The 22,766-nt window shown below is 72.6% G+C and carries 18 protein-coding genes and 1 pseudogene; 8 read left to right on the forward strand and 11 right to left on the reverse strand.

Annotated features, from left to right (window positions below):
• Positions 1-46: 46 nt before the first annotated feature.
• Positions 47-2,980 (reverse strand): glycoside hydrolase family 9 protein, encoded by a 2,934-nt coding sequence (locus GA0070564_RS22370; RefSeq protein ID WP_091612800.1) that lies wholly within the window; start codon positions 2,978-2,980, stop codon positions 47-49.
• Between the two features lie 371 nt (positions 2,981-3,351).
• Here GA0070564_RS22370 and GA0070564_RS29465 point away from each other — a divergent pair, with 371 nt between their 5' ends.
• Positions 3,352-4,155 carry an LPXTG cell wall anchor domain-containing protein gene (locus tag GA0070564_RS29465; RefSeq protein ID WP_176730792.1) on the forward strand — a complete coding sequence of 268 codons (804 nt, stop codon included), beginning with the start codon at positions 3,352-3,354 and terminating at the stop codon, positions 4,153-4,155.
• Positions 4,156-4,476: 321 nt separating this feature from the next.
• Positions 4,477-6,039 (forward strand): aldehyde dehydrogenase family protein, encoded by a 1,563-nt coding sequence (locus GA0070564_RS22380; RefSeq protein ID WP_091612083.1) that lies wholly within the window; start codon positions 4,477-4,479, stop codon positions 6,037-6,039.
• 119 nt (positions 6,040-6,158) lie between these two features.
• On the opposite strand, the gene GA0070564_RS22385 is transcribed toward GA0070564_RS22380, so the two are convergent.
• Both GA0070564_RS22385 and GA0070564_RS22390 read right to left on the reverse strand, forming a co-directional pair.
• Entirely contained in the window at positions 6,159-7,241 is a 1,083-nt protein-coding gene (locus GA0070564_RS22385; RefSeq protein ID WP_091612086.1) for a GNAT family N-acetyltransferase, read from the reverse strand.
• Positions 7,242-7,321: 80 nt separating this feature from the next.
• Positions 7,322-8,023 carry an ACT domain-containing protein gene (locus GA0070564_RS22390; protein WP_091612090.1) on the reverse strand — a complete coding sequence of 234 codons (702 nt, stop codon included), beginning with the start codon at positions 8,021-8,023 and terminating at the stop codon, positions 7,322-7,324.
• 150 nt (positions 8,024-8,173) lie between these two features.
• Between GA0070564_RS22390 and GA0070564_RS22395 the strand changes: the two genes are divergently transcribed.
• Complete coding sequence (locus GA0070564_RS22395; RefSeq protein ID WP_091612093.1) at positions 8,174-9,361, forward strand: phosphotransferase family protein; 1,188 nt, start codon at positions 8,174-8,176, stop codon at positions 9,359-9,361.
• Between the two features lie 22 nt (positions 9,362-9,383).
• On the opposite strand, the gene GA0070564_RS22400 is transcribed toward GA0070564_RS22395, so the two are convergent.
• From GA0070564_RS22400 to GA0070564_RS22425, 6 genes and pseudogenes are all read right to left on the reverse strand, one after another.
• Positions 9,384-10,430 carry a LacI family DNA-binding transcriptional regulator gene (locus GA0070564_RS22400; protein WP_091612803.1) on the reverse strand — a complete coding sequence of 349 codons (1,047 nt, stop codon included), beginning with the start codon at positions 10,428-10,430 and terminating at the stop codon, positions 9,384-9,386.
• Between the two features lie 82 nt (positions 10,431-10,512).
• Complete coding sequence (locus GA0070564_RS22405; RefSeq protein WP_091612096.1) at positions 10,513-11,937, reverse strand: GH1 family beta-glucosidase; 1,425 nt, start codon at positions 11,935-11,937, stop codon at positions 10,513-10,515.
• Positions 11,934-12,833 (reverse strand): carbohydrate ABC transporter permease, encoded by a 900-nt coding sequence (locus GA0070564_RS22410; RefSeq protein ID WP_091612099.1) that lies wholly within the window; start codon positions 12,831-12,833, stop codon positions 11,934-11,936. Before GA0070564_RS22410 ends, GA0070564_RS22405 begins: the two co-directional genes overlap by 4 nt.
• A 10-nt stretch (positions 12,834-12,843) precedes the next feature.
• Positions 12,844-13,824: a carbohydrate ABC transporter permease gene (locus tag GA0070564_RS22415; protein WP_091612102.1), complete on the reverse strand. Its 981-nt coding sequence runs from the start codon at positions 13,822-13,824 to the stop codon at positions 12,844-12,846.
• Between the two features lie 121 nt (positions 13,825-13,945).
• Complete coding sequence (locus tag GA0070564_RS22420; protein ID WP_091612107.1) at positions 13,946-15,262, reverse strand: ABC transporter substrate-binding protein; 1,317 nt, start codon at positions 15,260-15,262, stop codon at positions 13,946-13,948.
• 278 nt (positions 15,263-15,540) lie between these two features.
• Positions 15,541-15,791, reverse strand: a pseudogene (locus GA0070564_RS22425) (IS1096 element passenger TnpR family protein).
• Between the two features lie 150 nt (positions 15,792-15,941).
• On the opposite strand from GA0070564_RS22425, the gene GA0070564_RS22430 reads away from it, so the two are divergent.
• Both GA0070564_RS22430 and yidD read left to right on the forward strand, forming a co-directional pair.
• Positions 15,942-16,724: a pyrimidine reductase family protein gene (locus GA0070564_RS22430; protein WP_091612111.1), complete on the forward strand. Its 783-nt coding sequence runs from the start codon at positions 15,942-15,944 to the stop codon at positions 16,722-16,724.
• A 42-nt stretch (positions 16,725-16,766) separates the two neighbouring features.
• Positions 16,767-17,240, forward strand: a complete 474-nt coding sequence (yidD, locus tag GA0070564_RS30525; protein WP_091612115.1) for a membrane protein insertion efficiency factor YidD — start codon at positions 16,767-16,769, stop codon at positions 17,238-17,240.
• A gap of 118 nt (positions 17,241-17,358) precedes the next feature.
• Here yidD and GA0070564_RS22440 read toward each other — a convergent pair whose 3' ends face one another.
• The gene (locus GA0070564_RS22440; protein ID WP_091612119.1) at positions 17,359-18,900 is read right to left on the reverse strand and encodes a M4 family metallopeptidase; all 1,542 of its coding nucleotides are present in this window, start codon (positions 18,898-18,900) and stop codon (positions 17,359-17,361) included.
• A gap of 366 nt (positions 18,901-19,266) precedes the next feature.
• On the opposite strand from GA0070564_RS22440, the gene GA0070564_RS22445 reads away from it, so the two are divergent.
• Together GA0070564_RS22445 and GA0070564_RS22450 are read left to right on the forward strand one after the other, a co-directional pair.
• On the forward strand, positions 19,267-19,764 hold the full coding sequence (locus tag GA0070564_RS22445; protein WP_218104984.1) for a SigE family RNA polymerase sigma factor: 498 nt from the start codon (positions 19,267-19,269) through the stop codon (positions 19,762-19,764).
• Positions 19,761-20,387, forward strand: a complete 627-nt coding sequence (locus tag GA0070564_RS22450) for a hypothetical protein (protein ID WP_091612128.1) — start codon at positions 19,761-19,763, stop codon at positions 20,385-20,387. Before GA0070564_RS22445 ends, GA0070564_RS22450 begins: the two co-directional genes overlap by 4 nt.
• Before the next feature lie 47 nt (positions 20,388-20,434).
• On the opposite strand, the gene GA0070564_RS22455 is transcribed toward GA0070564_RS22450, so the two are convergent.
• Positions 20,435-20,788, reverse strand: a complete 354-nt coding sequence (locus GA0070564_RS22455) for a PRC-barrel domain-containing protein (RefSeq protein ID WP_091612131.1) — start codon at positions 20,786-20,788, stop codon at positions 20,435-20,437.
• 217 nt (positions 20,789-21,005) lie between these two features.
• On the opposite strand from GA0070564_RS22455, the gene GA0070564_RS22460 reads away from it, so the two are divergent.
• A complete protein-coding gene (locus GA0070564_RS22460) occupies positions 21,006-22,754 on the forward strand; it encodes an ATP-binding protein (protein WP_091612135.1) in 1,749 nt (582 codons plus the stop codon).
• Positions 22,755-22,766: the final 12 nt, after the last annotated feature.

The raw sequence follows: 22,766 nt of genomic DNA on the forward strand, positions 1-22,766 counted from the left end.
TCCGTTCACTGCGAACGGAAACTGTCCAAGATCGCGAAACGCAAGCTCAGGAGGCGGTGCAGGGGACGCCGTTGAGGGTGAAGGCGGTCGGCTTCGGGTTGGAGCCGGTGTGGCTGCCGTTGAAGCCGATGCTGGTGGACGCCCCCGGAGCGAGCGTCCCGTTGTAGGAGAGGTTCGAGGCGGTGACCGCGGTGCCGGTCTGGGTGTAGTTCGCCGACCAGCCGCCGCCGACCTTCTGACCGGTGGTGGGGAAACTGAACCCGAGGGTCCAGCCGTTGGTCCCGGTGGTGCCGGTGTTGGTGATGGTGATGGTCGCGGTGAAGCCGGTGGACCAGTCGCTGGTGACGTACCCGACGGTGCAGCCGCCCGACGCGGGCGGCGGCGCGGTGGTCACGGTGACCGGCGCGGACGCCGCCGAGACGTTGCCGGCCGCGTCCACCGCGACCACGGTGAAGGTGTACGCGGTCGCGGCGGTGAGGCCGATGACCGCGAGGCTGGTGCCGGTGGTGGAGCCGGCCAGGACGGTGCCGCCGCGGTAGACCCGGTAGCCGGTGACGCCGACGTTGTCGGTGGCCGGGCCCCAGGCCAGGGTGAGCCCGGTGGGGCCGACCGCCGAGGCGGTGGGGGCGCCGGGCGCGGTGGGCGCGGTGGTGTCCGGCGCGGGTGCGGCCGGGGTGGTGACGGTGACCGCGGGCGAGGCCGCCGACCGGTTGCCGGCGCCGTCGCGGGCCACCACGGTGAAGGTGTACGTCCGCTCGGCCGCCAACCCGGTCACGGCGAGCGTGCTGGTCGACGAGCGGAGCAGCACCGGCGCGTCGCTGCCGGCCTGCGCCTGGGTGACGTCGTAGCCGGCGAGCCCGCTGCCGCCGGTGTCGCTGGCAGCCGGCCAGGTCAGGGTGAGCCCGGTGGCGGTGACCGCCGAGACGACCGGGGCGCCGGGGGTGCTCGGCGCGGTGGTGTCCGGGGTGGCCGGTGCCGGCTCCTCGCCCCAGACCCGGACCCCGCCCGAGTAGAGCGGCACCTTCCGGTTCGGCCCGGCGGTGGCGGAGTACGACGGGTCGTTGGTCGGGTCCCAGGTCCCGCCCTCCGGCACGCCGATCTTGAACTGGACCTCCATCCGGTGCTGCGACTGCCCGGCCGGGGCGATGGTGTAGCCGGTGCAGTCGACCTCGACGTACCAGATGTCACCCGACAGTTGGCGGGCGGTGGAGGGCGACGGGCAGCCCTGCGTGTAGCCGGGGGTGACGGTGACCGGGCCGGTGCCGTCGGGGCGGAAGTAGTAGCGGAACTTCGCGGTGGTCAGCGCCCGGGCCGGGAAGGCCGACTTGTTGTAGATGACCGCCTTCAGGCCGGTGGCCCGGGTCTCGGCCTGCATCACCGTGGTCTCCACGGTCAACTCGTCCAGGTCCGGCTGCTCGGCGACCGGGAAGCCGGCGAGCGGGGTGCCGCCGTACTCCTGGGAGAGCCGGGCCAGCGCGGAGGTGAAGCCGGCGTTGTAGTCGGTGGCGACCTCGTTCATCACGTAGTCCGAGCGGCTGTCGGTGTACGCGTCGTTGGCCGACGACGGACCGCCGACCAGCGCGCCGTAGAGCACGTGCCGGGTCTCGGTGGGTACGGTCTGGCTGTCCCACCACGAGCCGTGCGCGGTGCGGTGGTGCGGGTTGCGCGGGGAGTTGTTCCCGAAGCCGATCACGTAGCTCGAGTTGCGCGGGTTGTCGCCGAGCGCGTAGTTGATCTGCCGGACGGCGAAGTCGTGGTAGCGGGCCTTGCGGGTCGCGTCGGAGGTCTTGTCGCCGTAGACCAGGGCGGCGAAGGCGGTGTTGGCGGCGTACCGCAGCGAGCCCCAGGAATCGAGGACGGCCTCCCCGCCGGGCGAGTAGTTGACCCGGGAGCCGTTGACGCCGACGGTCCACCAGTCGAGCCAGCGGTTGGCGTCGTCGACGTACTTCTGCCTGCCGGTCAGGTTGGCCAGCAGCACGTACGCCCCGAACTGCTTGTTGTCCCAGGCGAGGGTCCACTTGTAGGACTTCGTGGTGGTCTGGTTCTCGGTGCCGAGCTTGTCGTACTCGCTCTCGGCCTTGGCGAGATAGGTGGCGTCGCCGGTGGCCCGGTAGAGCCAGATCGCGCCCCAGACCAACTCGTCCTGGTAACCGCTCCACGACCGGTAGAAGCTGGTCGCGTCGGTGATGCACTCGTGGTAGCTCTTCCGCACCGTGTCGGCGAAGGTGTAGAGCTGCCTGGCGTGGGTGAGCAGCTTGTCGGCGTAGGCGGCGTCGGTGGGCCGGAAGACCATCGAGGACGCGGCCATCGCGGCCGCCGTCTCCCCCGCCAGGTCCGCGCCGCCGCAGCTGGCATCGATCTTGTACGCGGGCCGCGCCATCGGCAGCACCTCGGCCGGCCCCCACCACTTGTGGTCGTCGTCGCCCTTGCCGACCTGCCCGTAGAGCACGTTCGGGGCGGGGTGCGCCCTGACGAAGTAGTCGTTGACGAAGCGCAGGTTGTTCAGCAGGTGTGGGAGCTGGCCGGAGGCGACGTAGCCGTCGCGGTACTCGACCGCGCCCCAGGCCAGCATGGTGGTGCTGAAGGCCATCGGGAAGCCGAACTTCACGTGGTCGCCGGCGTCGTACCAGCCGCCGGTGAGGTCGAGGCCGACGTCGGCGCCGTCGGTGAGCGCGGAGTCGCCGCGCCAGGAGACCCGGTTCCAGGCCGGTTTCTTCCCGGACTGCTGGGCCTCGTAGAAGAACAGCGACTTCTGCAACGCCTCGGCGTAGTTGAAGGTGGGCGCGGCCAGCGCGGCCGTGGTCCGCGCGCCGTCGGCGCGAACCGCCCCGGTGTGGACGGCGGCGGGGGTGGTGGTGCGGGGGGCGGCGGTGGCGGGGGCCGCCAGTGCGGTCAGCGTGGTGAGGAGGGCGGCGCCGGTGGCGAGCAGGCGGCGCGACCGGGTTCGGCCGGGACCGGGCGGCCGGGTCGGGTGGTGCACGGTGGACTCCTGTCGGTGGCACCGCACGGCAGCGCCGGTCGGACGAGGAACGGCGTCCGGGTCGACGCTGCCGTGCGGCGGTGGTGGTGGGGGTGACCAGGCGAGCCCGGGAGCGCTCCCATGGATGCTCGACAATGTAAACCGGCTCTTGCCGGTTTGTGAAGAGAGCCCGGCGCGCCGCGGCCATCCGCGCGGAGCGTCAGGCGCGGTTTTTCCGTTACGACGACACGCCTGGAATGGGCGACCAATGTGCTCAATTTCGTCGTCGCATCGGCGAGTATTCGCAGCTCAGACCGTTCGTCCGAGGTCGCCCTCCGCGCGCATTCATGGGAACATGTCACGTCCCCTCTACCAATCCCGGAGGATTTTTCATGCCACAGCGTCGGCACGTGGCGCGCGCGGCCCTGACTGCAGCCGCCGCCACTGCCTCCCTCGCCTTCGCCGCTCCGGCGTGGGCGACCGCCTCCCTCACCGGCCCGGGTGGGCACAACCCGCCGGGCGACAACGGCACGGTGAAGATCGACGGTCGCGAGTTCGAGGACAAGGTCGACAACCAGCCCCACGTCACCTGCGACTTCGAGCTCGAGTTCTTCAACTTCGACGCCGGCCAGCAGGCCGACATCACCCTCTCGGCGCAGCCCCCCTCGGGCAAGGCCGTCGAGGTCTGGTCGACGAAGAGCCACGTCATCAGCACCGACGCCGCCGCGGGCGCGGAGAACGACCACGACGAGGTCATCAAGCTCTCCGCGGGCGACCTGGACCTCAGTGGCGCCACCGCGCACCCGAAGCAGGGCTACCACATCAAGCTCGACGTCGACCTGGTCGACGGCAAGTCCTCGGACGCCAAGCACAAGGTGTTCTGGCTCCAGCCGTGCGCGGCCTCGTCGACCGGGTCGCCGTCGCCGGTCCCGTCGGAGTCGCAGTCGCCGACGCCGTCCGGGTCGGAGTCGGGGTCGCCGAACCCCGGCGGGTCGACCGGCTCGCCGTCGGACACCCCGGTGTCGCCGGGGACCCCGATGGGCGGCGGGGGCGGCGGGACCGAGACCGACGGCGGCCTCCCGCTGACCGGTGTCGCGGCCACCAGCACCGCGCTGACCGGCCTCGCCCTGATCGGCGGCGGCGTGGCGCTGATGGTGCTGCGGCGCCGTCGGGACAGGATCACCTTCACCAGCTGATCTCACGCCGGCATCCACGACCGGCCGTCGGACCTCCCTCCGGTGGCCGGTCGTCGCCGTTCCGGCCCCTTCGCCTACCGATCGGTAACCGGCTGAGCACTGGATCACATCATCGACGTGAGTCGATAACTCTTCGGCGTAGTCGCTGTTCAGCGGCGTCACTCCACCCCGGGCACACCACCGGACGGAACGTGAACGTGGACCGGCCGTCCTGGGATACGAGCGTACGGTTGCCCGGCCGAACGGCCGCGCGGGACAGTACGCGACACCAGCGGTGCCATCGACGCCGCCGCTCCCCCGGTCGACCCTGAGGAGATCGCGATGGCCCTACGACTCGCCGACGGCACCGCCTGGTCCGACACCCTCGCCCGCGCCGTGGCCGCCACCCCGGAGGCCTTCGGGGCCGAGGTCGACGGCGTACCCACCCTGCACAACCTGCTCTCCGGGCAGTGGCAGCCGGTCGGCACGCCCAGCCCGGTCCGGACGCCGATCGACAACACCGTCCTGGTCAACCTGCCCCGGGTGGACGCCGACACCGCCCGCGCCGCCGTGGCGCACGCCGCCACCGCGCACCGCGACTGGGCCGCCACCGCCCTGGCCGACCGCAAGGCCCGGGTGGTCGACGCCCTCGACGCGCTCACCACCCACCGTGACCTGCTCGCCCTGCTGCTGGTCTGGGAGATCGGCAAGCCGTGGCGGCTCGCCTGCGCCGACGTCGACCGGGCCCTGGACGGCGTCCGGTGGTACGTCGACGAGATCGACCGGATGCTCGCCGACGGACGGGAACCGCTCGCCGGCCCGGTCAGCAACATCGCCTCCTGGAACTACCCGATGAGCGTCCTGGTCCACGCCGAGCTGGTGCAACTGCTCGCCGGCAACGCGGTCATCGCCAAGACCCCCTCCCAGGGCGGCGCGGTCTGCCTCACCGTCGCCCACGCGCTGATGCGCCGCGCCGGCCTGCCCGCCACCCTGCTCTCCGGCGGCGGTGAGGAGCTCTCCGAGGTGCTGGTCCGGGCCCCGGAGATCGGCGCCGTGGCATTCGTCGGCGGGCGCTCCAACGGCGGCAAGGTCGCCGCCGCGCTGCTCGACACCGACAAGCGGCACTTCATCGAGCAGGAGGGCCTGAACGCCTGGGGCATCTGGAACTTCTCCCAGTGGGACATGCTGGCGAAGCACCTGAAGAAGGGCTTCGAGTACGGCAAGCAGCGCTGCACCGCATACCCGCGGTTCGTGGTCCAGCGCGACCTGGTCGACGAGTTCCTCGACATGTACCTGCCGGTCGTCCGCTCCGTCCGGTTCGGACACCCGCTCGCCGTCGGCGACGACTGGTCGGCCGGCGACCCGCTGCCCGAGTTGGACTTCGGCCCGCTGATCAGCGCGGCCAAGGCCGAGGAGCTGCGCCGCAAGGTCGACGAGGCGGTACGCGGCGGCGCCGTGCCGCTGCACCGGGGCCGGCTCGACGGCGCGCCCTTCCTCGACGGCCAGGACACCTCGGCGTACGTTGCCCCGGCGGTGCTGCTCGCCCCGCCCGGCCGGTCCCGGCTGATGCACGCCGAGCCGTTCGGGCCGGTGGACACCATCGTGGTGGTGGACACCACCGACGAGTTGCTGGCCGCGATGAACGCCTCCAACGGCGCGCTGGTCGCCTCGCTCGCCTGCGACGACGAGGAGCTCGCCGGCAAGCTGGCGGTGGACCTCCAGGCGTTCAAGGTGGGCATCAACAAGCCCCGCTCCCGGGGCGACCGGGAGGAGCCGTTCGGCGGGCGGGGTGCCTCCTGGAAGGGCGCCTTCGTCGGCGGTGAGCTGCTGGTCCAGGCGGTCACCGTGGGCGGCGGCCGGCTCTACGGCAACTTCCCCGACTACAGCAGCTACCCGACCACCTGAGGTGCAAGGAGGGGCCCCCTGTTAACGCATTCTGCATAGCAGGGGGCCCCTCTTAACGTCTCCCAGAGCCGCCGTAACCGGTGACCGTCAACCGGTGGGGCACCCGGACGAGCCGGCGGTCAGCTGTTAACAAGGGGCCCCTCCTCTACCGGAGGCGTTAACAGGGGACCCCTCCTTGCATCCAGGGGGACGGTGAGGGTGAGCAGGGAGCCGTCGCGGTCGGTGGACGCCGGGCGGCCGAGCCGGCGCAGAGTACGCAGCATCGGCGTGTTGTCCGCCTGCACGTGCAGTACCAGCGCCGCGTAACCGGCCCGGTCGGCGTGCCCGAGCAGTCGGCGCAGCAGCGCCGTGCCCAGGCCCCGGCGCTGCCAGTCGTCGCGGACCAGCAGCGCGGCCTCCGCCTCGTCACCCTCGCCGAGCAGGTTGGCCATCGCCACCACCGGCTCCGCCGCCCCGCCGGAGCCGGCCGTGGCGAGCAGGGTCAGGCCCCGCGCCGGGTCGAGCAGCCGGCGCAGCCGGGCCGGCGACGGCGTCGCCGCGCCACCCAGGTAGCGCCGTTGCCGGCTCCGTGGCGAGCACCGCTCGTGCAGCTCCACCACGGCCGGCAGATCCTCCGCCGTCGCCGGGCGGACCATCACCTCGGCCCCGTCGGGCAGCACCAGGGTCACCCGGTCGGCGTCGCGGCGGGCCACCGCGGCGGAGAGCTCCACCAGCGCCTGCGCCCGGGCGTACTCGGCGGGGGTGAAGCTCGGCTCCTCCCGGCGCAGCGCGTACGAGCCGCCGGCCGGGTCGGCCAGCCGCATGGTCGACCCGCCGGCTCCGCCGCGGTCACCGGGCGGGTTCGGCCGCCAGCTCACCTCATCGGCGCCGAGCAGGGCGCGCAGCACCGCGCCGGTCGCCTCCGGGTCGCCGACCAGCCGGGTGGCCAGCCCGAGCGCCCGGGTCGGCTGGTCGACCAGGCCACGCGCCTCGCTGCGCGCCACCCAGCAGTCCCGGCCCCGGCCCCGCTCGACCGCCGCCACCAGGTCGGCCTCGCCGAGCGCGTCCGGCGCGTCGACGAGGAAGTCGTCGACCGCGCCGGTCTCGGTGGTGTGCACCTGCACGGTGAGGATGTTGACCCCCCGCAACGCCAGACTCGCCGTGAGGACCGACAGGTAACCCGGCCGGTCGTCCACGGTGGCCCGGATCCGCCACAGCGCCATGGTTCGCTCCCTTCGCCGCGTCCCACCCTGCCGGCCGCCTGTTGCCGGGCCGTTGCCCGCGGGTGACGTGCCGGGACGGGTCAGGTGATGGTGGTCACCGGCGGGACGCCCACCAGGTCCAGCCGGTCGCCGAGGATCACCGCGCCGGCCCGGACCAGCTGCGCGAGCCGGTCCACCTCGGTGGAGTGGAACGCGGCAGCGGTCAGCGGCTCGGTGTGCTCACGGGCCACCACCAGCACCAGCCCGGCCCGGCCGAACGGGGCCACCGCGTAGTGGGTGCCGTCCGCGTCGGTCAGCGACCGGGCCCGCAGCGGGGTGACCTCCGGCAGCCGGGGCGGCTGCGGCGCCCGCCAGCTGGCCTGCCCGACGGTCGCCGTGCCGCCGCCGTCGCGCGAGGCCCAGTCCAGGGGTACGACCGCCGCCACCGCCCAGTCGGCGGCGAGCAGCCCGGGAACCGCGTCGACCAGGGTGGCGACCCCGTCGGTCGGGTTCGCGGCGATCTGGGCCAGCAGCTCGGCGTCCTGCCCGGTGGTGGTCGGGGCGCCGATCGCCCGCCACACCCCGTCGACGCGTACCCCGGGGATGGCGGCCAGGCCGGCCAGCAGCCGCTCCACCCGGGCGGCGCCCGGCCAGACCACCGTGAAGTCGTCCACCGCCCGGCCGCCGAGGCGTTCCAGGACGACCACCTGGACGATGTCGGCGCCGGAGACGCCGAGGGTCCGGGCCACCTGGCCGAGGGTGCCGGGTCGGTCCGGCAGGGTCACCCGAACTCGCAGCAACATTTCCGTCCCTCCGCTCGGCGGGCCGGCCCGTGACGGCCGGCAGGCTGGGCCCCAGCCTGCCCCCGGTCCGTTTCGCCCCTGTTGCCGCGCGGTGTCCCGGGCGAAAAATCCGACCTTGACAAGAAAGCTGAGCTGCCATCAACTATTCGGATGACCGATCCGGCCGTCGACGCGTTCCGGCCGGGTGACCCGGCCTCCCCCCGCCCCTCCGGCCCTCCGTCGGTGGCCGGGACCGCCCCCGCCCCCCGCCCCGCCGCCGAGCACGCGTCCGGCGGGGAACCGGCCGACCTGCCGCCCGCCAAGGGGTCCCCGAAGGGCATCGACCTGGAGCGGCTCGCCGCCTACCTGGCGCAGCACCGTCCCGAGTTGGCCGACGCGCCGGTGAACGGGACCCTGATCGCGGGCGGGAAGTCCAACCTGACCTACCTGCTGCGCGTCGGCGACCGGGAGCTGGTGCTGCGCCGGCCGCCGCTGGGGCACGTGCTGGCCACCGCGCACGACATGGCCCGCGAGCACCGGGTGATCTCCGCGCTGGCCCCGACCGACGTGCCGGTGCCGGCGGCGCTGCTGCTCTGCGCCGACCCCGGGGTCATCGGGGCGCCCTTCTACCTGATGGAGCGGGTGCACGGGCAGGTGCTGCGCAGCCGGGTGCAGACCGACCCGCTCACCGACGGGCAGCGCCGCGACCTGGCGATGGCGATGATGGACACCCTGGCCGCCCTGCACACGGTCGACCCGGCGTCGGTCGGGCTGGCCGACTTCGGCCGCCCCGACGGCTACCTGGAACGGCAGGTACGCCGCTGGGCGGGGCAGCTCGACCGTTCCCGCAGCCGGGACCTGCCCGGCATCGACGAGCTGCGCGACGCGCTGGCCGCCAGCGTGCCGCAGGGCGTGGTGACCGGGCGGATCGTGCACGGCGACTACCGGCTGGACAACCTGATGGCCACCGTCGACCCGGTGGCGGTGCGGGCCGTGCTGGACTGGGAGATGGCCACCCTGGGCGATCCCCTGGCCGACCTCGGGCTGCTGCTGACGTACTGGAGCGTGCTCGGCGACAGCGACCTGGCCGAGGGGAACCCGGTGGCCGACGGCATCGGTCCGCGCGCCGGCTTCCCCACCGGCGCCGAGCTGATCGACCGGTACGCCGGCCGCAGCGACGTCGACGTCGGCCCGCTGCACTGGCACGTGGCGCTGGGCTGCTTCAAGCTGGCGGTGATCTGCGAGGGGATCCACTACCGGCACACCCTCGGGCAGACCCTCGGCGGGGGCTTCGACCGGATCGGCGAAATGGTCGCCCCCCTGGTCGAGCAGGGCCTGAAGGCCGTCCGCACCCGCTGACCGCCGCCGCCCGGCCCCGGGGTCAGGCGGAGGCGCGGTGGACGAGCTTGGTGTCCAGCAGGATCCGCTCGGCGGGCACGTCGTCGCCGCGGATCCGGGCCACCAGGAGCCGGGCCATCTGCCGGCCCATCTCCTCGACCGGCTGGAAGACGGTGGTCAGCGGCGGCTCGGCCTGCCGGGCGATGGGCGCGTCGTCGAAGCCGACCACGGCCACGTCCTCGGGCACCCGGCGGCCGAACTCGCGCAGCGTGCGCAGCGCGCCGAAGGCCATCAGGTCGGAGGCGGCGAAGACCGCGTCCAGGTCCGGCGCCAGCTCCAGCAGCCGGCGCATGCAGGCCGTCCCGCTGCCCTCGCTGAAGTCGCCGTACGCGATCAGGTCCGGGTCCACCGAGGCGCCGGCGGCCTTCACGGCCTCCTGGTAGCCGGAGAGCCGGGCCAGGCCGGCGCCCATGTCCTGCGGGCCGGCGATGGTGGCGATCCGCCGCCGGCCGCGGGCGAAGAGGTGCTCCACCGCCTGCCGGGCGCCGCCGACGTTGTCCATGTCGACGTAGTACGCCGGCTGGGCGCCCGGTTGCAGCATCCGGGCCGGCCGGCCGCCGAGGACCGTGGGCAGCCCGCGCTCCTCCAGCAGGGTGGGCAGCGGGTCCGAGTCGTGCAGCGAGAGCAGCAGCACCCCGTCGACGTGCTGGTTGGTCAGGTGGTGCTCGACCCGCTCCCGCTCGATCGGCGACTGCACCATGGCCAGCCAGAGCTGCATCGGGGTCTCCAGCAGCCCGGAGCTGACGCCCCGGACGATGCCGGCGAAGAACGGCTCGGTGAAGACCCGCTCACCGGACTCGGAGACCACCAGCGCCACCGAGTCGGTCCGCTGGGTGACCAGCGCCCGGGCGGCGCGGTTCGGCACGTACCCCAGCTCGGCGATCGCCTGCTGCACCGCGGCCCGGGCCTCCGGGCTGACCTGCGGTGAGCCGTTGACCACACGGGATACCGTGCCGCGCCCGACGCCCGCGCGGGCGGCGACCGCATCGAGGGTCGGGCGCCCGAGCGACCGGGTGCGCTGCGTTGTCATCGTGTGCTCCTCCGACGTCGGACTGCCCGGCACCACCATCGGCGCCGGTGCCGGGCCGTCCGTTACTGGCTGGCCTCTGCGCCTATTGTGCGGCCAGACCGTTGCGTCGGATCACCTCGGCGTACCACCGGGCGCTGAACTTGGGGATTCGTGCCTGATTGTCGTAGTCGACGCGGACCATTCCGAAGCGCTTGGTGTAGCCCCAGGACCACTCGAAGTTGTCCAGCAGCGACCAGGCGAAGTAGCCCTTCAGCGGGACGCCGGCCTCGATCGCGGCGTGCGCGGCGCGCAGGTGCCCGTCGAAGTACGCCAGCCGGTCGGCGTCATCGACGGAACCGTCGACCACGGTGTCGACGAAGGCCGAGCCGTTCTCGGTGACGTAGATCGGCAGGTCGGTGTAGTCCCGGTGCACCCGCTGGAGGGTCTCCAGCAGCCCCGGGGCGTCGATCTCCCACTGCATGTCGGTGACCGGGAAGCCCCGGTCGACGAAGCGGACGTCCTCGCTGCCGGGCCAGCAGGACGGCGTCGGGTCGGGCACCGCCCCCGGCTCGGCGGCGGCCACCACGTGCCGGCTGTAGTAGTTGACCCCGACCATGTCCAGCGGGGTGGAGATGATCGGCAGGTCGCCGTCGCGGACGTGCCCGAGGTCGGTGACCTGCCGCAGGTCGGCCCGCAGGTCCGCCGGGTACGACCCACGCAGGATCGGGTCCAGGAAGAACCGGTTCATCAGCCCGTCGATCCGCCGGGCCGCGTCGGCGTCGGCGGGGGCGTCGGTGGCCGGGTCGACGGGATAGAGGTTGACCGTCACCCCGAGCTGCGCGGTGGGGCGGGACGCCCGCACCGCACGGACGGCCAGCCCGTGACCGAGCATCAGGTGGTGCCCGGCCCGGACGGCGTCGGCCCCGTCGGTACGCCCCGGCGCGTGCACACCGGAGCCGTACCCGAGGAAGGCCGAGCACCATGGCTCGTTCAGCGTGGTCCAGTACGTCACCCGGTCGCCGAGCGCGTCGGCGACCAGCTCGGCGTAGTCGGCGAACCGGCCCGCGGTGTCCCGGGCCGGCCAGCCGCCGGCGTCCTCCAACGGCTGGGGCAGGTCCCAGTGGTAAAGGGTCAGCCACGGCTCGATGCCGTTGGCCAGCAGCTCGTCCACCAGACGGCGGTAGAAGTCCAGGCCGCGCTGGTTGGCCGGGCCGGAACCGCCGGGCTGCACCCGGGGCCAGGAGACCGAGAACCGGTACGACTTCAGGCCCAGGTCGGCCATCAGCCGCACGTCGTCGGGCATCCGGTGGTAGTGGTCGCAGGCCACGTCGCCGGTGTGCCCGGCCACGGTGCGGCCCGGGGTGTGGCTGAACGTGTCCCAGATCGACGGGCTCCGGCCGTCCTCGGTCGCCGCCCCCTCGATCTGGTACGCGGCGGTGGCCGCACCCCAGAGGAAGCCGGGTGGGAACCGCAGCGCCGGACCCTGGTCGAGGACGTCGACACCGTGCGGGCTCTCCGGATTGCTCAAGACTTCACGGCACCTTCCATGATCCCGCCGATGATCTGGCGGCCGAACAGAACGAAGACGACGAACAGGGGCAGGGTGGCGATCAACGTACCGGCGAAGATCTGCGAGTTGTCGGCGAAGTAGGCGGTGTTCAGACTGCGCAGCGAGATCTGCACGGTCGGGTTGGCCGGGTCGGCCAGCACCACGAAGGGCCAGAAGAACTGGTTCCACTGTTCCATGAAGGTGAGCAGGCCGAGCACCGCGGCGGCGGGACGCAGGGCCGGGGCCACCACGTGCCAGTACACCCGCCAGGTGGAGCAGCCGTCGACCCGGGCCGCCTCGATCAGCTCGTTCGGCACGGCCTGCTCGGCGTACTGGCGCATCATGAAGATGCCGAAGCCGCCGATCAGGAACGGCACGGTGACCGACGGCATGGTGTTCAGCCACTCCAGCTTGGCCATCAGGATGTAGAGCGGCAGCACGCCCAGCTGGATCGGCACCATCATCGAGGCCAGGATGATCAGCAGCAGCGCGTTCTTGCCGCGGAAGCGCAGCTTGGCGAAGGCGAAGCCGGCCAGCGAGCCGAAGAAGACGGTGGCCACGGTGATCGTGCCGGAGACCAGGAACGAGTTCAGCAGGCCCTTCACGATGTTGGCGTCGCCGTTGGCGAGCACCCGCTGGATGTTGTCGCCGAGCTTGCCGCCGGGCAGGAACGGCGGCGGCCAGGAGTTCGCGGCGTCGTTGGTCCGCGAGGCGATCACGATCATCCAGTAGAACGGGAAGAGCGAGAGGATCACCCCGAGGACGAGGCCGAACCAGGTCAGCGGGCTCGCCTTCCACAACCGATCGGAGCGGTGCGAGGCGCGCGGCGGGCCGGCCGGCCGGCGTACGGGTGGGCGGAGCGTCGTGGTCGTCATCTGCGCAACCTCACTTGTCGGAGCTGATTCGGCGGGCCAGCAGGTAGTTCACCGTCGACATCAGCGCGATGAGCAGAAAGAGCACGAGCGCGACGGCGCCGGCGTACCCCCAGCGGAACCGCTGGTTCATCACGTCGAGCAGGTACATGGTGATGGTCTGGAACTGTCCCTCGGAGCCGCCGGAGAGGCCGCCGGATCCGCTGGTGAACAGCAGCGGCTCGGTGAACAGCTGCAGGCCGCCGATGGTGGAGATGATCAGCGTGAAGATGATCGTCGGGCGCAGCTGCGGGACGGTGATCGACCAGAACTGCCGGCGGCGGGAGGCGCCGTCCAGCGACGCGGCCTCGTACATGTCCTTGCTGATCGACTGCATGGCGGCCAGGTAGATCAGCGCGTTGTAGCCGACCCACCGCCAGTCGACCATGGTGGAGATGGCGAACCAGGAGGCGAAGCGGTTCGCCCGCCAGTCGATCGGGTCCAGGCCGACGGTGTCGAGCACCCAGTTGACCAGGCCGAATTCCTTGGCGTAGATCATCGAGAAGATCAGTGCCACCACGGCGGTGGAGGTGATGATCGGCATGGCGATGGCCATCCGGAAGAAGGTCTGCGCGCGCAGCTTCCGGTTGAGGGCGTTGGCCAGCACCAGCGCCAGCAGCAGCTGCGGCACGGTGGAGAGCAGGAACATGCCGAAGGTGTTCACCACGGCGTTCCAGAACTGCGGGTCGTCGGTGATCAGCTCGACGAAGTTGTCCAGGCCGACGAAGGAGATCGTCGCGTTCAGCGGCGACCGGTCGGTGAGCGCGATCCAGACCGTGTACGCGATCGGGTACGCGCTGAAGACGGCGAAGATGACGAAGAACGGCAGGACGTAGAGGTACGGCGAGTACTTCAGGTCCAGCCGGGTCAGCGAGGTGGGGCGGCGGTGCGCGGGCCGGGCGCCGCGCTCGGGTCCGTGGTCGGGGGGCGCCACGGCATGCAGGTCGAGGCTCATCGCGGGTCCTTCTCCTCGGTCGGCGCCGCCCACCCACAGGGGCGGCGCCGGGGCTGTCCGGGCGCCGCGGGTGGCGCCGACAGCCGCGCTGTCGACGCCACCCGCGAACGGTCCGGCCGGGTCACTTACCGGCGGCCTCGCCGTTCTTCAACGCCGCCTGCCACTGCTCTTCGGCGGACTTGCCCTGCTCGACCGCGCGGAGGCTGTTCTCCACGGCGGTGCGCACCGCGTTGTTCTTCGGGCCGAGGTAGACCGGCTTCAGCTCGCTGGCGCCGGTGCCGAAGATCTTGCCGATCGGCGCCTTGCTGAAGTAGTCGTTGGTGGCGTCGACCACGGCCGGGTCGGCCAGCGCCTGCGGCGACGAGGGCAGGTTGCCCAGCTTCTTGAACGCCTCGGTCTGGCCCTTGCTGCTGGTCAGGAACTTCACCAGCTCGGCGGCCTCCTTGGCGTGCTTGCTGGACTTGGGCACGGCCAGGAAGGAGCCGCCCCAGTTGCCGCCGTTGCCCGGGGCCTTGGCGATGTCCCACTTGCCGGCGGCCGCGTCACCGGCCTGGCCCTTGATGACGCCGGTCATCCAGGCGGGGCAGGCGATGGTGGCGAAGGTGCCGTTCTTGAAACCGGCGTTCCACTCGTTGGAGAAGGACTGGAGGTTGTTCGACAGCCCGGCGGCGATCATCTTCGCGGTGAGGTTGTAGGACGCCTGGACGTCCGGGTTCTCGCCGATGACCAGCTTGTTGCTCTTGTCGTAGTAGGTGTAGCCGGTGCCCTGGCCCGCGGTCTGCATCAGCACCACGTTGTAGAAGTTGGTCGCCGAGTCGACGAACTTGTGCTTCTTGTCGGCGGCGGCGAACTTCTGCCCGGCGGCGATGAACTGGTCCCAGGTCGGCCAGAGCGCGCCGACCTGCTCCCGGTCGGTGGGCAGGCCGGCGGCCTTGAACAGGTCGCTGCGGTAGCACACCGCCATCGAGCCGACGTCGGTGCCGAGGCCGAGCACCTTGCCGTCGGGCGTGCTGCCCTGCTCCCACTTCCACGGCAGGAAGTTGCCCTTGAGGTCGTTCGCGCCGTGGTCGGCCAGGTTCACGAACTTGTCGGCCTGGGCGTAGAACTGCACGATGGTGCCCTCTTCGAGGGCGACGACGTCGCCGGCGCCGGAGCCGGCGGTGATCTGCTGGGTGAGCCGGGTGTTGTAGTCACCGAGGCCGAGACCCTTGCCGCGCTCGGTGATCTTCACGTTCGGGTGCTCGGCCTCGTACTGCTTGTAGAGGTCGTCGTAGCCGAAGCCCTGGTCGCCGAAGACGTCGACGACCAGGTTCACCGGACCGTCACTGCTGCTGCCGCTGTCCGACGAGTCGTCGCCGCAGGCGGTGGCGGTGGCGAGCACCGCGACGGATGCGAGCGCGATGGCCGCGAAACGCCGGCGACGGATTGGAACGCTCATCCTGACCCCTCTTTCGGTGAGGCTGGGTGTGGTGGGGGGTTGCTGCGTGCGCGACCGCCGCCGGTGGAACCGGCGGCGGGCCCCGGGGCGGTGGGCGGAGAGACCCGCGTCACCCCCGGGAGCGCTCCCATGAGATTGCCGGGGGGTGTCGTGGGTGTCAATACCGCCGTGGGAGCGTTCCCATTTCGTTACCGCCTGAGGTCATCCGCTGACCGGGATGCACCATCCGGATCCCGGACATACCGTCGGACGCCCCGAGGGACGGCGCGGCGCCCAGGTCAGCAGAGGCGGCGCAGCAGCGTGCTCACCCGGCCGGCGTCGAAGGCCTCCGGGTCGAAGCCGTCGCCCGCCCGGTCGCGCAACCGGTCGTGCTCCGGATGCCCGGGATCGGCCGACGCGGCCAGCAACCGAAGTCGTAGGTGTGGTGCAGCCGGTCCAGGGTGAAGCCGCCGGGCACCAGCACCCGCCGCCAGACCGGCGGGCGCACCCCGCCCAGGGACACCTTCAGCTGGAAGACCCGACGCGGCATGCTGCCCCCTCCCGCCACCGCATAGGCTGCCGGCATGATCTGCCGAGCGTGCCGGGAGCGGCGGCACGACGAGTGTCCCGGCCGGAAGTGGTGCGACTGCCAGCACCGCACCCCCGAACCCAACCCTCCCGTGACCGGTCCGGCCGGCGGATGAGCGTCGGAATCCCGATCGTCCGGGCCTGGCCGGAGCCATCCGGGGCGCCGTTGACCGACCCGGAGCTGACCGCGCTCTACGGCCGGGCCGGCCACCCCCACCTGCGGGTGAACTTCGTGTCCAGTGTCGACGGCGCGGTCACCCTCGACGGCTACTCCGAGGGCCTCTCCGGCGCGCCGGACAAGCGGGTCTTCGGCCTGCTGCGGATGCTCTGCGACGGGCTGGTGGTGGCCGCCGGCACCCTGCGGCACGAGGGCTACCGGGCGGTACGCCTCGACGAGCAGCGCCGTGCCTGGCGGCGCGAGCACGGGCTGACCGACTGCCCCACCCTGGTCGTGGTCTCCGGATCGCTTCACCTCGACCCGGCCCAGGCGTGCTTCGCCGACGCACCGGTCCGGCCGATCGTGCTCACCCGCGACGACGCCCAGCCACCACCCGGACTGACCGACGTCGCCGACCTGGTGCGCTGCGGCGCCGACGTCGACCTCGTCGCCGGCCTGGCCGAGCTGCGCCGCCGCGGCCTCGCCGAGCTGCTCTGCGAGGGCGGTCCGCACCTGTTCGGCGCGCTCACCGCCGCCGACCTGGTCGACGAGCTCTGCCTCACCGTCGCCCCGCTGCTGGCCGGGGCCGGGCCGGGGCGGATCACCGCCGGGGACGCCAGCGCGCCCCGGCAGCTCGGCCTGCGGCACGTGCTGACCGCCGGGGACGGCGTGCTGATGCTGCGCTACACCCGCGATCAGGACCAGCCTGCTCACGGCGGCGCGACCTCGGCCGGTTGAGCGGCCGGGTTAGGCCCGGATCGCCGGGGTACCGATCGACGTATGCCCTGGTATCGCTACGACCCGCGCCGCAGCAGCCGCTACGATCCGCGCTACGGCGGATACGGATACGGATACGGATACGGCGGACCCCGCTACCGGTCCAACTCCTGCCTGCGCGACGCCTGCCTGCTGGAGACCGGCTGCTGCGTCGCCGAGGGCCTGGACGGCAACTGCCTGCTCGCGGCCCTGGTCCTGCTGCCGCGGTTCGGCACCGCGATGATCGGCGCGACGCGGCCGAGCGCACCGGGGCCGGGGCGCGCGCCCGCCCGGGCCCTGCTGGCCGCCATCGAGGTGTACCAGCGGCGGATCAGCGCCGGCCGGCCACCGTGCTGCCGGTTCAGTCCCAGCTGCTCGCACTACGCCGGTGAGGCCGTCCGGCGGCACGGGGCGGTACGGGGCTCCGCGCTGGCCGTCCGGAGGCTGCTGCGCTGCCGGCCCGGCGGCGCCCGCGGCGCGGACCCGGTCCCGGGCTGATCCCACCACCCGGCAGACCGACGGGCGCGGGTACGCCGGTCGGCGTGCCCGCGCCCGTCGTCGACGCGCTGCCCTCCGGCGCCGGCGGTGGAGGAGGCCACCGGCGCCGGTTAGGCGATCAGTTGACGCTCACCGCGGACCAGGCGGCCGCGACGGTGTTGTACTCGGTGCTGCCGGCGCCGTACAGGTCCCGGGCGGCCGACAGGGTGGCGGTACGGGCACCGGAGTAGCTGGTCCGCGAGGTCATGTATGTGGTGAGCGCGCGGTACCAGATCGCGCCGGCCTTGGCGTTGCCGATGCCGGTGACGGTGCTGCCGTTGCAGGTCGGGCTGTTGCCGTACGTCGACGAACCGCTGCCCACCGCGAGCAGGTAGAAGAAGTGGTTCGCCACGCCCGAGGAGTAGTGCACGTCGAGCCGGCCGACGCCACTGCTGTAGCAGTCCGCCGACGAGCCGTCCTTGGACGGCTTGTCCATGTAGCGCAGCGGGGTGCCGCTGGAGCGCAGCTTCTCGCCGATCAGGTAGTCACCCGGGTCCTTGGCGTTGTTCGCGTAGAACTCGACCAGGGTGCCGAAGATGTCGCTGGTGGCCTCGTTGAGGCCACCGGACTCGCCGCTGTAGCGCAGGCCGGCGGTGTTGCTGGTGACGCCGTGGCTCATCTCGTGCCCGGCCACGTCCAGCGAGGTCAGCGGGTACCAGCCCGAGCCGCCGTCACCGTAGGTCATGCAGAAGCAGGAGTCGCTCCAGAAGGCGTTGGCGTAGTTGCTGCTGTAGTGCACCCGGCTGTACGCGCCGACGCCGTCGTTGCGGATGCCGCTGCGGCCGAAGGTGTTCTTGTAGTAGTCCCAGGTCTTCTGGGCGCCGTACGCGGCGTCGGCCGCGGTGGTCTGGCGGTTGCTCAGCGTGCCGTCGCCGAAGACGTTGCCGGCGTTGGTGACCAGGGTGCCGGTGCCGTTGGTGCCACCGTTTAGGTCGTAGGTCTTGTGCCCGCCTCGGGTGGCGTCGGCGAGCTGGTAGGTGCCGCCGGAGAGGGTGCTGCCAACGGTCACGCTGCCGGAGTGGAAGGTGTTGCCGGTGCCGTCGCGCTGCACGCCCTCCCAGGAGTCGCGGACCTTGCCGCTGGTGGCGTCCACCAGCACGTGCAGCTCGCTCGGGGTGCCGTCGGCGTAGGCGCCGCCCACGACCACCTCGTACGCCAGGGCGGTGCCCCCGGCGGCGGCGTCGTAGACCAGCTGGCTGCCGTCGACGCGGCGGGCGGCGGCGGTGGAGGCGCCCAGCGCGGTGCGGCCGGCGGCGGCGGCGCTGACCTTGGCCTTGGCGCCCTTGGTCGGGGCGGCGGCCATGGCCTGGCTCGACCCCTTCCAGGCGTTGCCCTTGCCCAGGTGCACCACGGTGTCGCCGCCGAGGACGGGCAGGCCGTCCTGGTAGCGGTTCAGCCGGACGTGCTCGGTGCCGTTCGCGTCGGTCGCGGTGTTCTTGAGGGTGAACGACGAGCCGTCGGCGACCAGCCCGGCGCCCGAGTGGGCCTTGAGCTGGGCGACCGCGCGGGTGAACGCGTCACCGGAGACGCCCGGCGCGGCACCGGCCGAGGTCGGCGCCGTGACGGCGGCGGCCAGGAGAGCGGCCGTGGCGAGGCCGCTCAGTACAGTGGTACGACGCATGGAATCCTGCCTTCGCTAGGACTGCCGGTCGGGGGGGGTGCCGACCGACGACGATCCGCCGGTCGTGCATGGCGGATCGGTCGAGGTTCCGCAGGTAGCGGGCCACGACGGGGCGCATGGGGATCGACGTTCGAAAGATCGTCGATGCGCTGTGGCTATTTTTGCGCCTCGCTGCCCTTCCCTGTCACGCCCTTCGGCCAATATTTTTTCCACGAGTTTTCGCCAGCCGTTCATCGCCGCAGGTCAGGGCCGGTTCCGGCGGGCCGGTGGGGCGCGCGGCGGCCCGAAAATCGACGACTGCACCGGGCAACCGGGGGCGCCCGCCGACCGGTATCCCCATGCGACAGACGCTGTGGAGGGCTGCCCGTGACACCACCCGATGGGTTCGACGAGTTCGTGATCAGCCGGTCACCCCGGCTGCTGCGCACGGCGTACCTGCTGACCCACGACCGCGCCCTCGCCGAGGACCTGCTCCAGACCGCGCTGGCCCGGGCCTGGGAGGCCTGGTCGCGGGTGCAGGGCGACCCGGAGCCGTACGTGCGCCGGATCCTGGTCAACACGTACGCCTCGTGGTGGCGGCGGCGGTGGAGCGGGGAGCGACCGACCGGGGAGCTGCCCGAGCCGCCCGCCGAGCCGGACCCGCACAGCCGGTTCGACGACCGCGAGCAGCTCTGGCGGGCGCTGGGCCGGCTGCCCCGGCGGCAGCGGGCGGTGCTGGTGCTGCGCTACTTCGAGGACCTCTCCGAGACGGAGATCGGCGACACCCTCGGCTGCTCCCCCGGCACCGTGAAGAGCCAGGCCAGCAAGGCCCTGGCGAAGCTGCGACTGGACGAGACGCTGAGCCCCGAGGGAGCGCTGGCATGAACGAGACGGACCTGCGGACGGTGCTCGCCGAGCGGTCGGCGGGACACGCACCGGCGGTGGACGCCGAGCGGCTGGCCGGCGTACGACGGCGGGTGGCGCGGCGACGCCTGCGCCGGCGCGGCACGGCGGTGGCCGGCGCGACGCTCGCCCTGGTCGCGATCGGCGGCGTCGCCGCGGCCCGGACCGACCCGGCGCCACCGCCCGCCGGCCCGCCGGCGCCCACCGCGGCCCCGGACCCGACCGTCGACGGCTTCCCCCAGTGGGACGACGCGGTACGCGCGCTGGCCTCCGCGCGGATCACCCTGCCGGCCCGCACCGGCCGGCTGACCGTCACCCCGACCACCCTCGACCTGGTGGTCGCCACCAGTTGCCCGGCGCCGGACCGGTCGGTCGGGCTGGAGATCCGGGTCAACGGCCGGCCGTTCTCCACGGCGACCTGCGGCGCCGGCCTGTCCACCACCGCCGACGGCTGGCGCCGCCTCGGCGTGCGGGTGGGCCGACCGAGCGTGCTCACCTTCCGGGCCGGCGGCGCCGACGACGGCACGGGGGGCCGCCTGCCGATGCCCGCCACGGGTGCCTTCGGGGTGGCCGTCGGCGAGCGGGTGCAGCCGGTCGACGACTGACCGGTCACCCCGCCGGCGGAGCCATACCGCCGGCGGGGCGTACGACGTCAGCGACGGGCCAGGCGGCGCGCCCCGGCGACCGTGTCGTAGGGCAGGTTGTAGTGCGCGAACACCGACGGCTCGTCGGTCGCCGTCAGCTCGCCGTCCTCACTGATCGACGGAGCGTCACCGACCTGCTTCTTCGGGTAGCGCACCCGCACCGCGGCCGGCGACACCGTCGCGCCGTCCAGCGGCACGAAGACCAGCCGGTGCCGGCCCAGGATGCCGACCCGGACGGTGGCGAACGCCGGCTGGTCGGTCGCGGTGTCGACGTAGATCGCCTCCAGGTCGCCGATCTTGTCGTCCTGCGGATCGATCACTCTCTCGCCGCGCCAGTCGCGCAGATTCTCAGCTGGGAACATGGGCGGATGGTGCCCCGGTCCGGCCCGCCGAAACACCCTGAAACCGACCGGACGGCGACGCTGCGTACCCGGGCGGTGGCGCTGTGGCGGATGAGTCGGGCCGGTCACGCCCTGCCGGGCGTGTCCTCCGCCGCGTCGCGTGGCAACCTGTCACATCCCTCGGGCAGGATGCAGGCGTGTGCCCTGACCGAGACGACCAGCCGACCGGAGCCCGCCGATGACCGACGACCTGCGCGACGGCCCCGGCGACCCGGTGGGCCGGGTGCTGGGCACGGCCGACGCCACCCCGTTGCAGTTCTGGACGGCCGTCTCCCCGGACAGCTACCTCCAGCTCGACGACGTGGTGGTGACCCGCCGTGAGCTGCCCGACCGGGAGCCGGTGACGATCGCCGGGGTGGTCACCCAGGTCCGGGCCCGGCACGAGGGCGCCCAGTTCGACTCCGACGTCTTCGCCATCGCCGACGGCACCCTCCCGGCCCAGGTGCAGGAGGCCGCGGAGATCACCACCACCCGGGTCGACCCGGAGTTCTACGTCCCGCCGGCGCCCGGCGCCACCGTCTACCGGGCGGAGGGCGACGCCCGGGCCCGGGCACTGCACTTCGACCGGATGGAGCGGCGCGTCCCGATGGGGATGGGCCGCGACGGCGTCCCGGTCTACCTCAACGCCGACTTCCTCGACGGCACCCGGGGCGCGCACGTCTCGATCTCCGGCATCTCCGGGGTCGCCACCAAGACCAGCTTCGCCACCTTCCTGCTCTACTCGGTCTTCCGCTCCGGGGTGCTCGGCGGCGACGCGGTCAACGCCAAGGCGTTGATCTTCAATGTCAAGGGCGAGGACCTGCTCTTCCTCGACCACCCCAACGCCCGCCTCGACGACCCGACCCGCGCCGCGTACGCGAAGCTCGGGCTCGACGCCGGGGCCTTCCCCGACGTGCGGGTGTACGCCCCGCCCCGGGTCGGCGACTCCTCCGGCACGCCCGACGTGTCCAGCCGGCTCACCGGCGTGGACAGCTTCTACTGGACGCTGACCGAGTTCTGCGCCGACCGCCTGCTGCCCTACGTCTTCGCCGACGCCGACGACGAACGCCAGCAGTACACGATGGTGGTCCACTCGGTCGCCGCCCACCTGGCCCGCCATGCCCAGCCGGCCGACGGCGGGGTGAGCATCGACGGGGTCCGGCTCGGGACGTACGCCGACCTGGTCGACCACGTCGTCGAGCAGCTCAACGACGACGAGACCCGCGCCGACTGGGCCGGCAGCGCGGTCGGGCTGGGCACGGTCAACGCGTTCGCCCGTCGGTTGATCAACAGCAAGAAGGACCTCGGCCGGCTGATCCGGGGCGACCTGGCCACCCGCCGCCCGCACTCGATCAACACCACGGAGAGCGCCCAGGTCACGGTGGTCGACCTGCACAACCTGCCGGACCGGGCGCAGCGGTTCGTGGTCGGCGTGACGCTCAAGAGCGAGTTCGAGCGCAAGGAGAAGGCCGGCACCGCCAAGCCGCTGCTCTTCGTCGTCCTCGACGAGCTCAACAAGTACGCCCCCCGCGAGGGCTCCTCCCCGATCAAGGAGGTGCTGCTGGACATCGCCGAGCGGGGCCGCTCGCTCGGGGTGATCCTGGTCGGCGCCCAGCAGACCGCGAGCGAGGTGGAGCGCCGGATCGTCACCAACTCGGCGATCCGGGTGGTCGGCCGGCTCGACCCGGCCGAGGCGTCCCGCCCGGAGTACGGCTTCCTCCCGCCGGCCCAGCGCCAGCGGGCGCTGCTGGCCAAGCCGGGCACCATGTTCGTCAACCAGCCGGACATCCCGGTCCCGCTCTGCCTGGAGTTCCCCTTCCCCGCCTGGGCGACCCGGGTCTCCGAGGCGGGCCGGCCACCCTCGCAGACGCTGCGCTCGATCACCCAGTCCGCCGACCCGTTCGCGGTGGTCGGCTCGGGCTCCGCCGACGACGACATCCCGTTCTAGAAGGGCCAGGCG

The organism is Micromonospora mirobrigensis (assembly GCF_900091555.1).
GTDB lineage: Bacteria > Actinomycetota > Actinomycetes > Mycobacteriales > Micromonosporaceae > Micromonospora > Micromonospora mirobrigensis.

Bases quoted from the DNA above. Each gene is read 5' to 3' on its own strand.
- GA0070564_RS29465 (WP_176730792.1), top strand. From the start codon at position 3,352: ATGCCACAGCGTCGGCACGTGGCGCGCGCGGCCCTGACTGCAGCCGCC.
- GA0070564_RS22380 (WP_091612083.1), top strand. From the start codon at position 4,477: ATGGCCCTACGACTCGCCGACGGCACCGCCTGGTCCGACACCCTCGCC.
- GA0070564_RS22385 (WP_091612086.1), bottom strand. From the start codon at position 7,241: ATGGCGCTGTGGCGGATCCGGGCCACCGTGGACGACCGGCCGGGTTAC.
- GA0070564_RS22390 (WP_091612090.1), bottom strand. From the start codon at position 8,023: ATGTTGCTGCGAGTTCGGGTGACCCTGCCGGACCGACCCGGCACCCTC.
- GA0070564_RS22395 (WP_091612093.1), top strand. From the start codon at position 8,174: ATGACCGATCCGGCCGTCGACGCGTTCCGGCCGGGTGACCCGGCCTCC.
- GA0070564_RS22400 (WP_091612803.1), bottom strand. From the start codon at position 10,430: ATGACAACGCAGCGCACCCGGTCGCTCGGGCGCCCGACCCTCGATGCG.
- GA0070564_RS22410 (WP_091612099.1), bottom strand. From the start codon at position 12,833: ATGACGACCACGACGCTCCGCCCACCCGTACGCCGGCCGGCCGGCCCG.
- GA0070564_RS22415 (WP_091612102.1), bottom strand. From the start codon at position 13,824: ATGAGCCTCGACCTGCATGCCGTGGCGCCCCCCGACCACGGACCCGAG.
- GA0070564_RS22420 (WP_091612107.1), bottom strand. From the start codon at position 15,262: ATGAGCGTTCCAATCCGTCGCCGGCGTTTCGCGGCCATCGCGCTCGCA.
- GA0070564_RS22430 (WP_091612111.1), top strand. From the start codon at position 15,942: ATGAGCGTCGGAATCCCGATCGTCCGGGCCTGGCCGGAGCCATCCGGG.
- yidD (WP_091612115.1), top strand. From the start codon at position 16,767: ATGCCCTGGTATCGCTACGACCCGCGCCGCAGCAGCCGCTACGATCCG.
- GA0070564_RS22440 (WP_091612119.1), bottom strand. From the start codon at position 18,900: ATGCGTCGTACCACTGTACTGAGCGGCCTCGCCACGGCCGCTCTCCTG.
- GA0070564_RS22450 (WP_091612128.1), top strand. From the start codon at position 19,761: ATGAACGAGACGGACCTGCGGACGGTGCTCGCCGAGCGGTCGGCGGGA.
- GA0070564_RS22455 (WP_091612131.1), bottom strand. From the start codon at position 20,788: ATGTTCCCAGCTGAGAATCTGCGCGACTGGCGCGGCGAGAGAGTGATC.
- GA0070564_RS22460 (WP_091612135.1), top strand. From the start codon at position 21,006: ATGACCGACGACCTGCGCGACGGCCCCGGCGACCCGGTGGGCCGGGTG.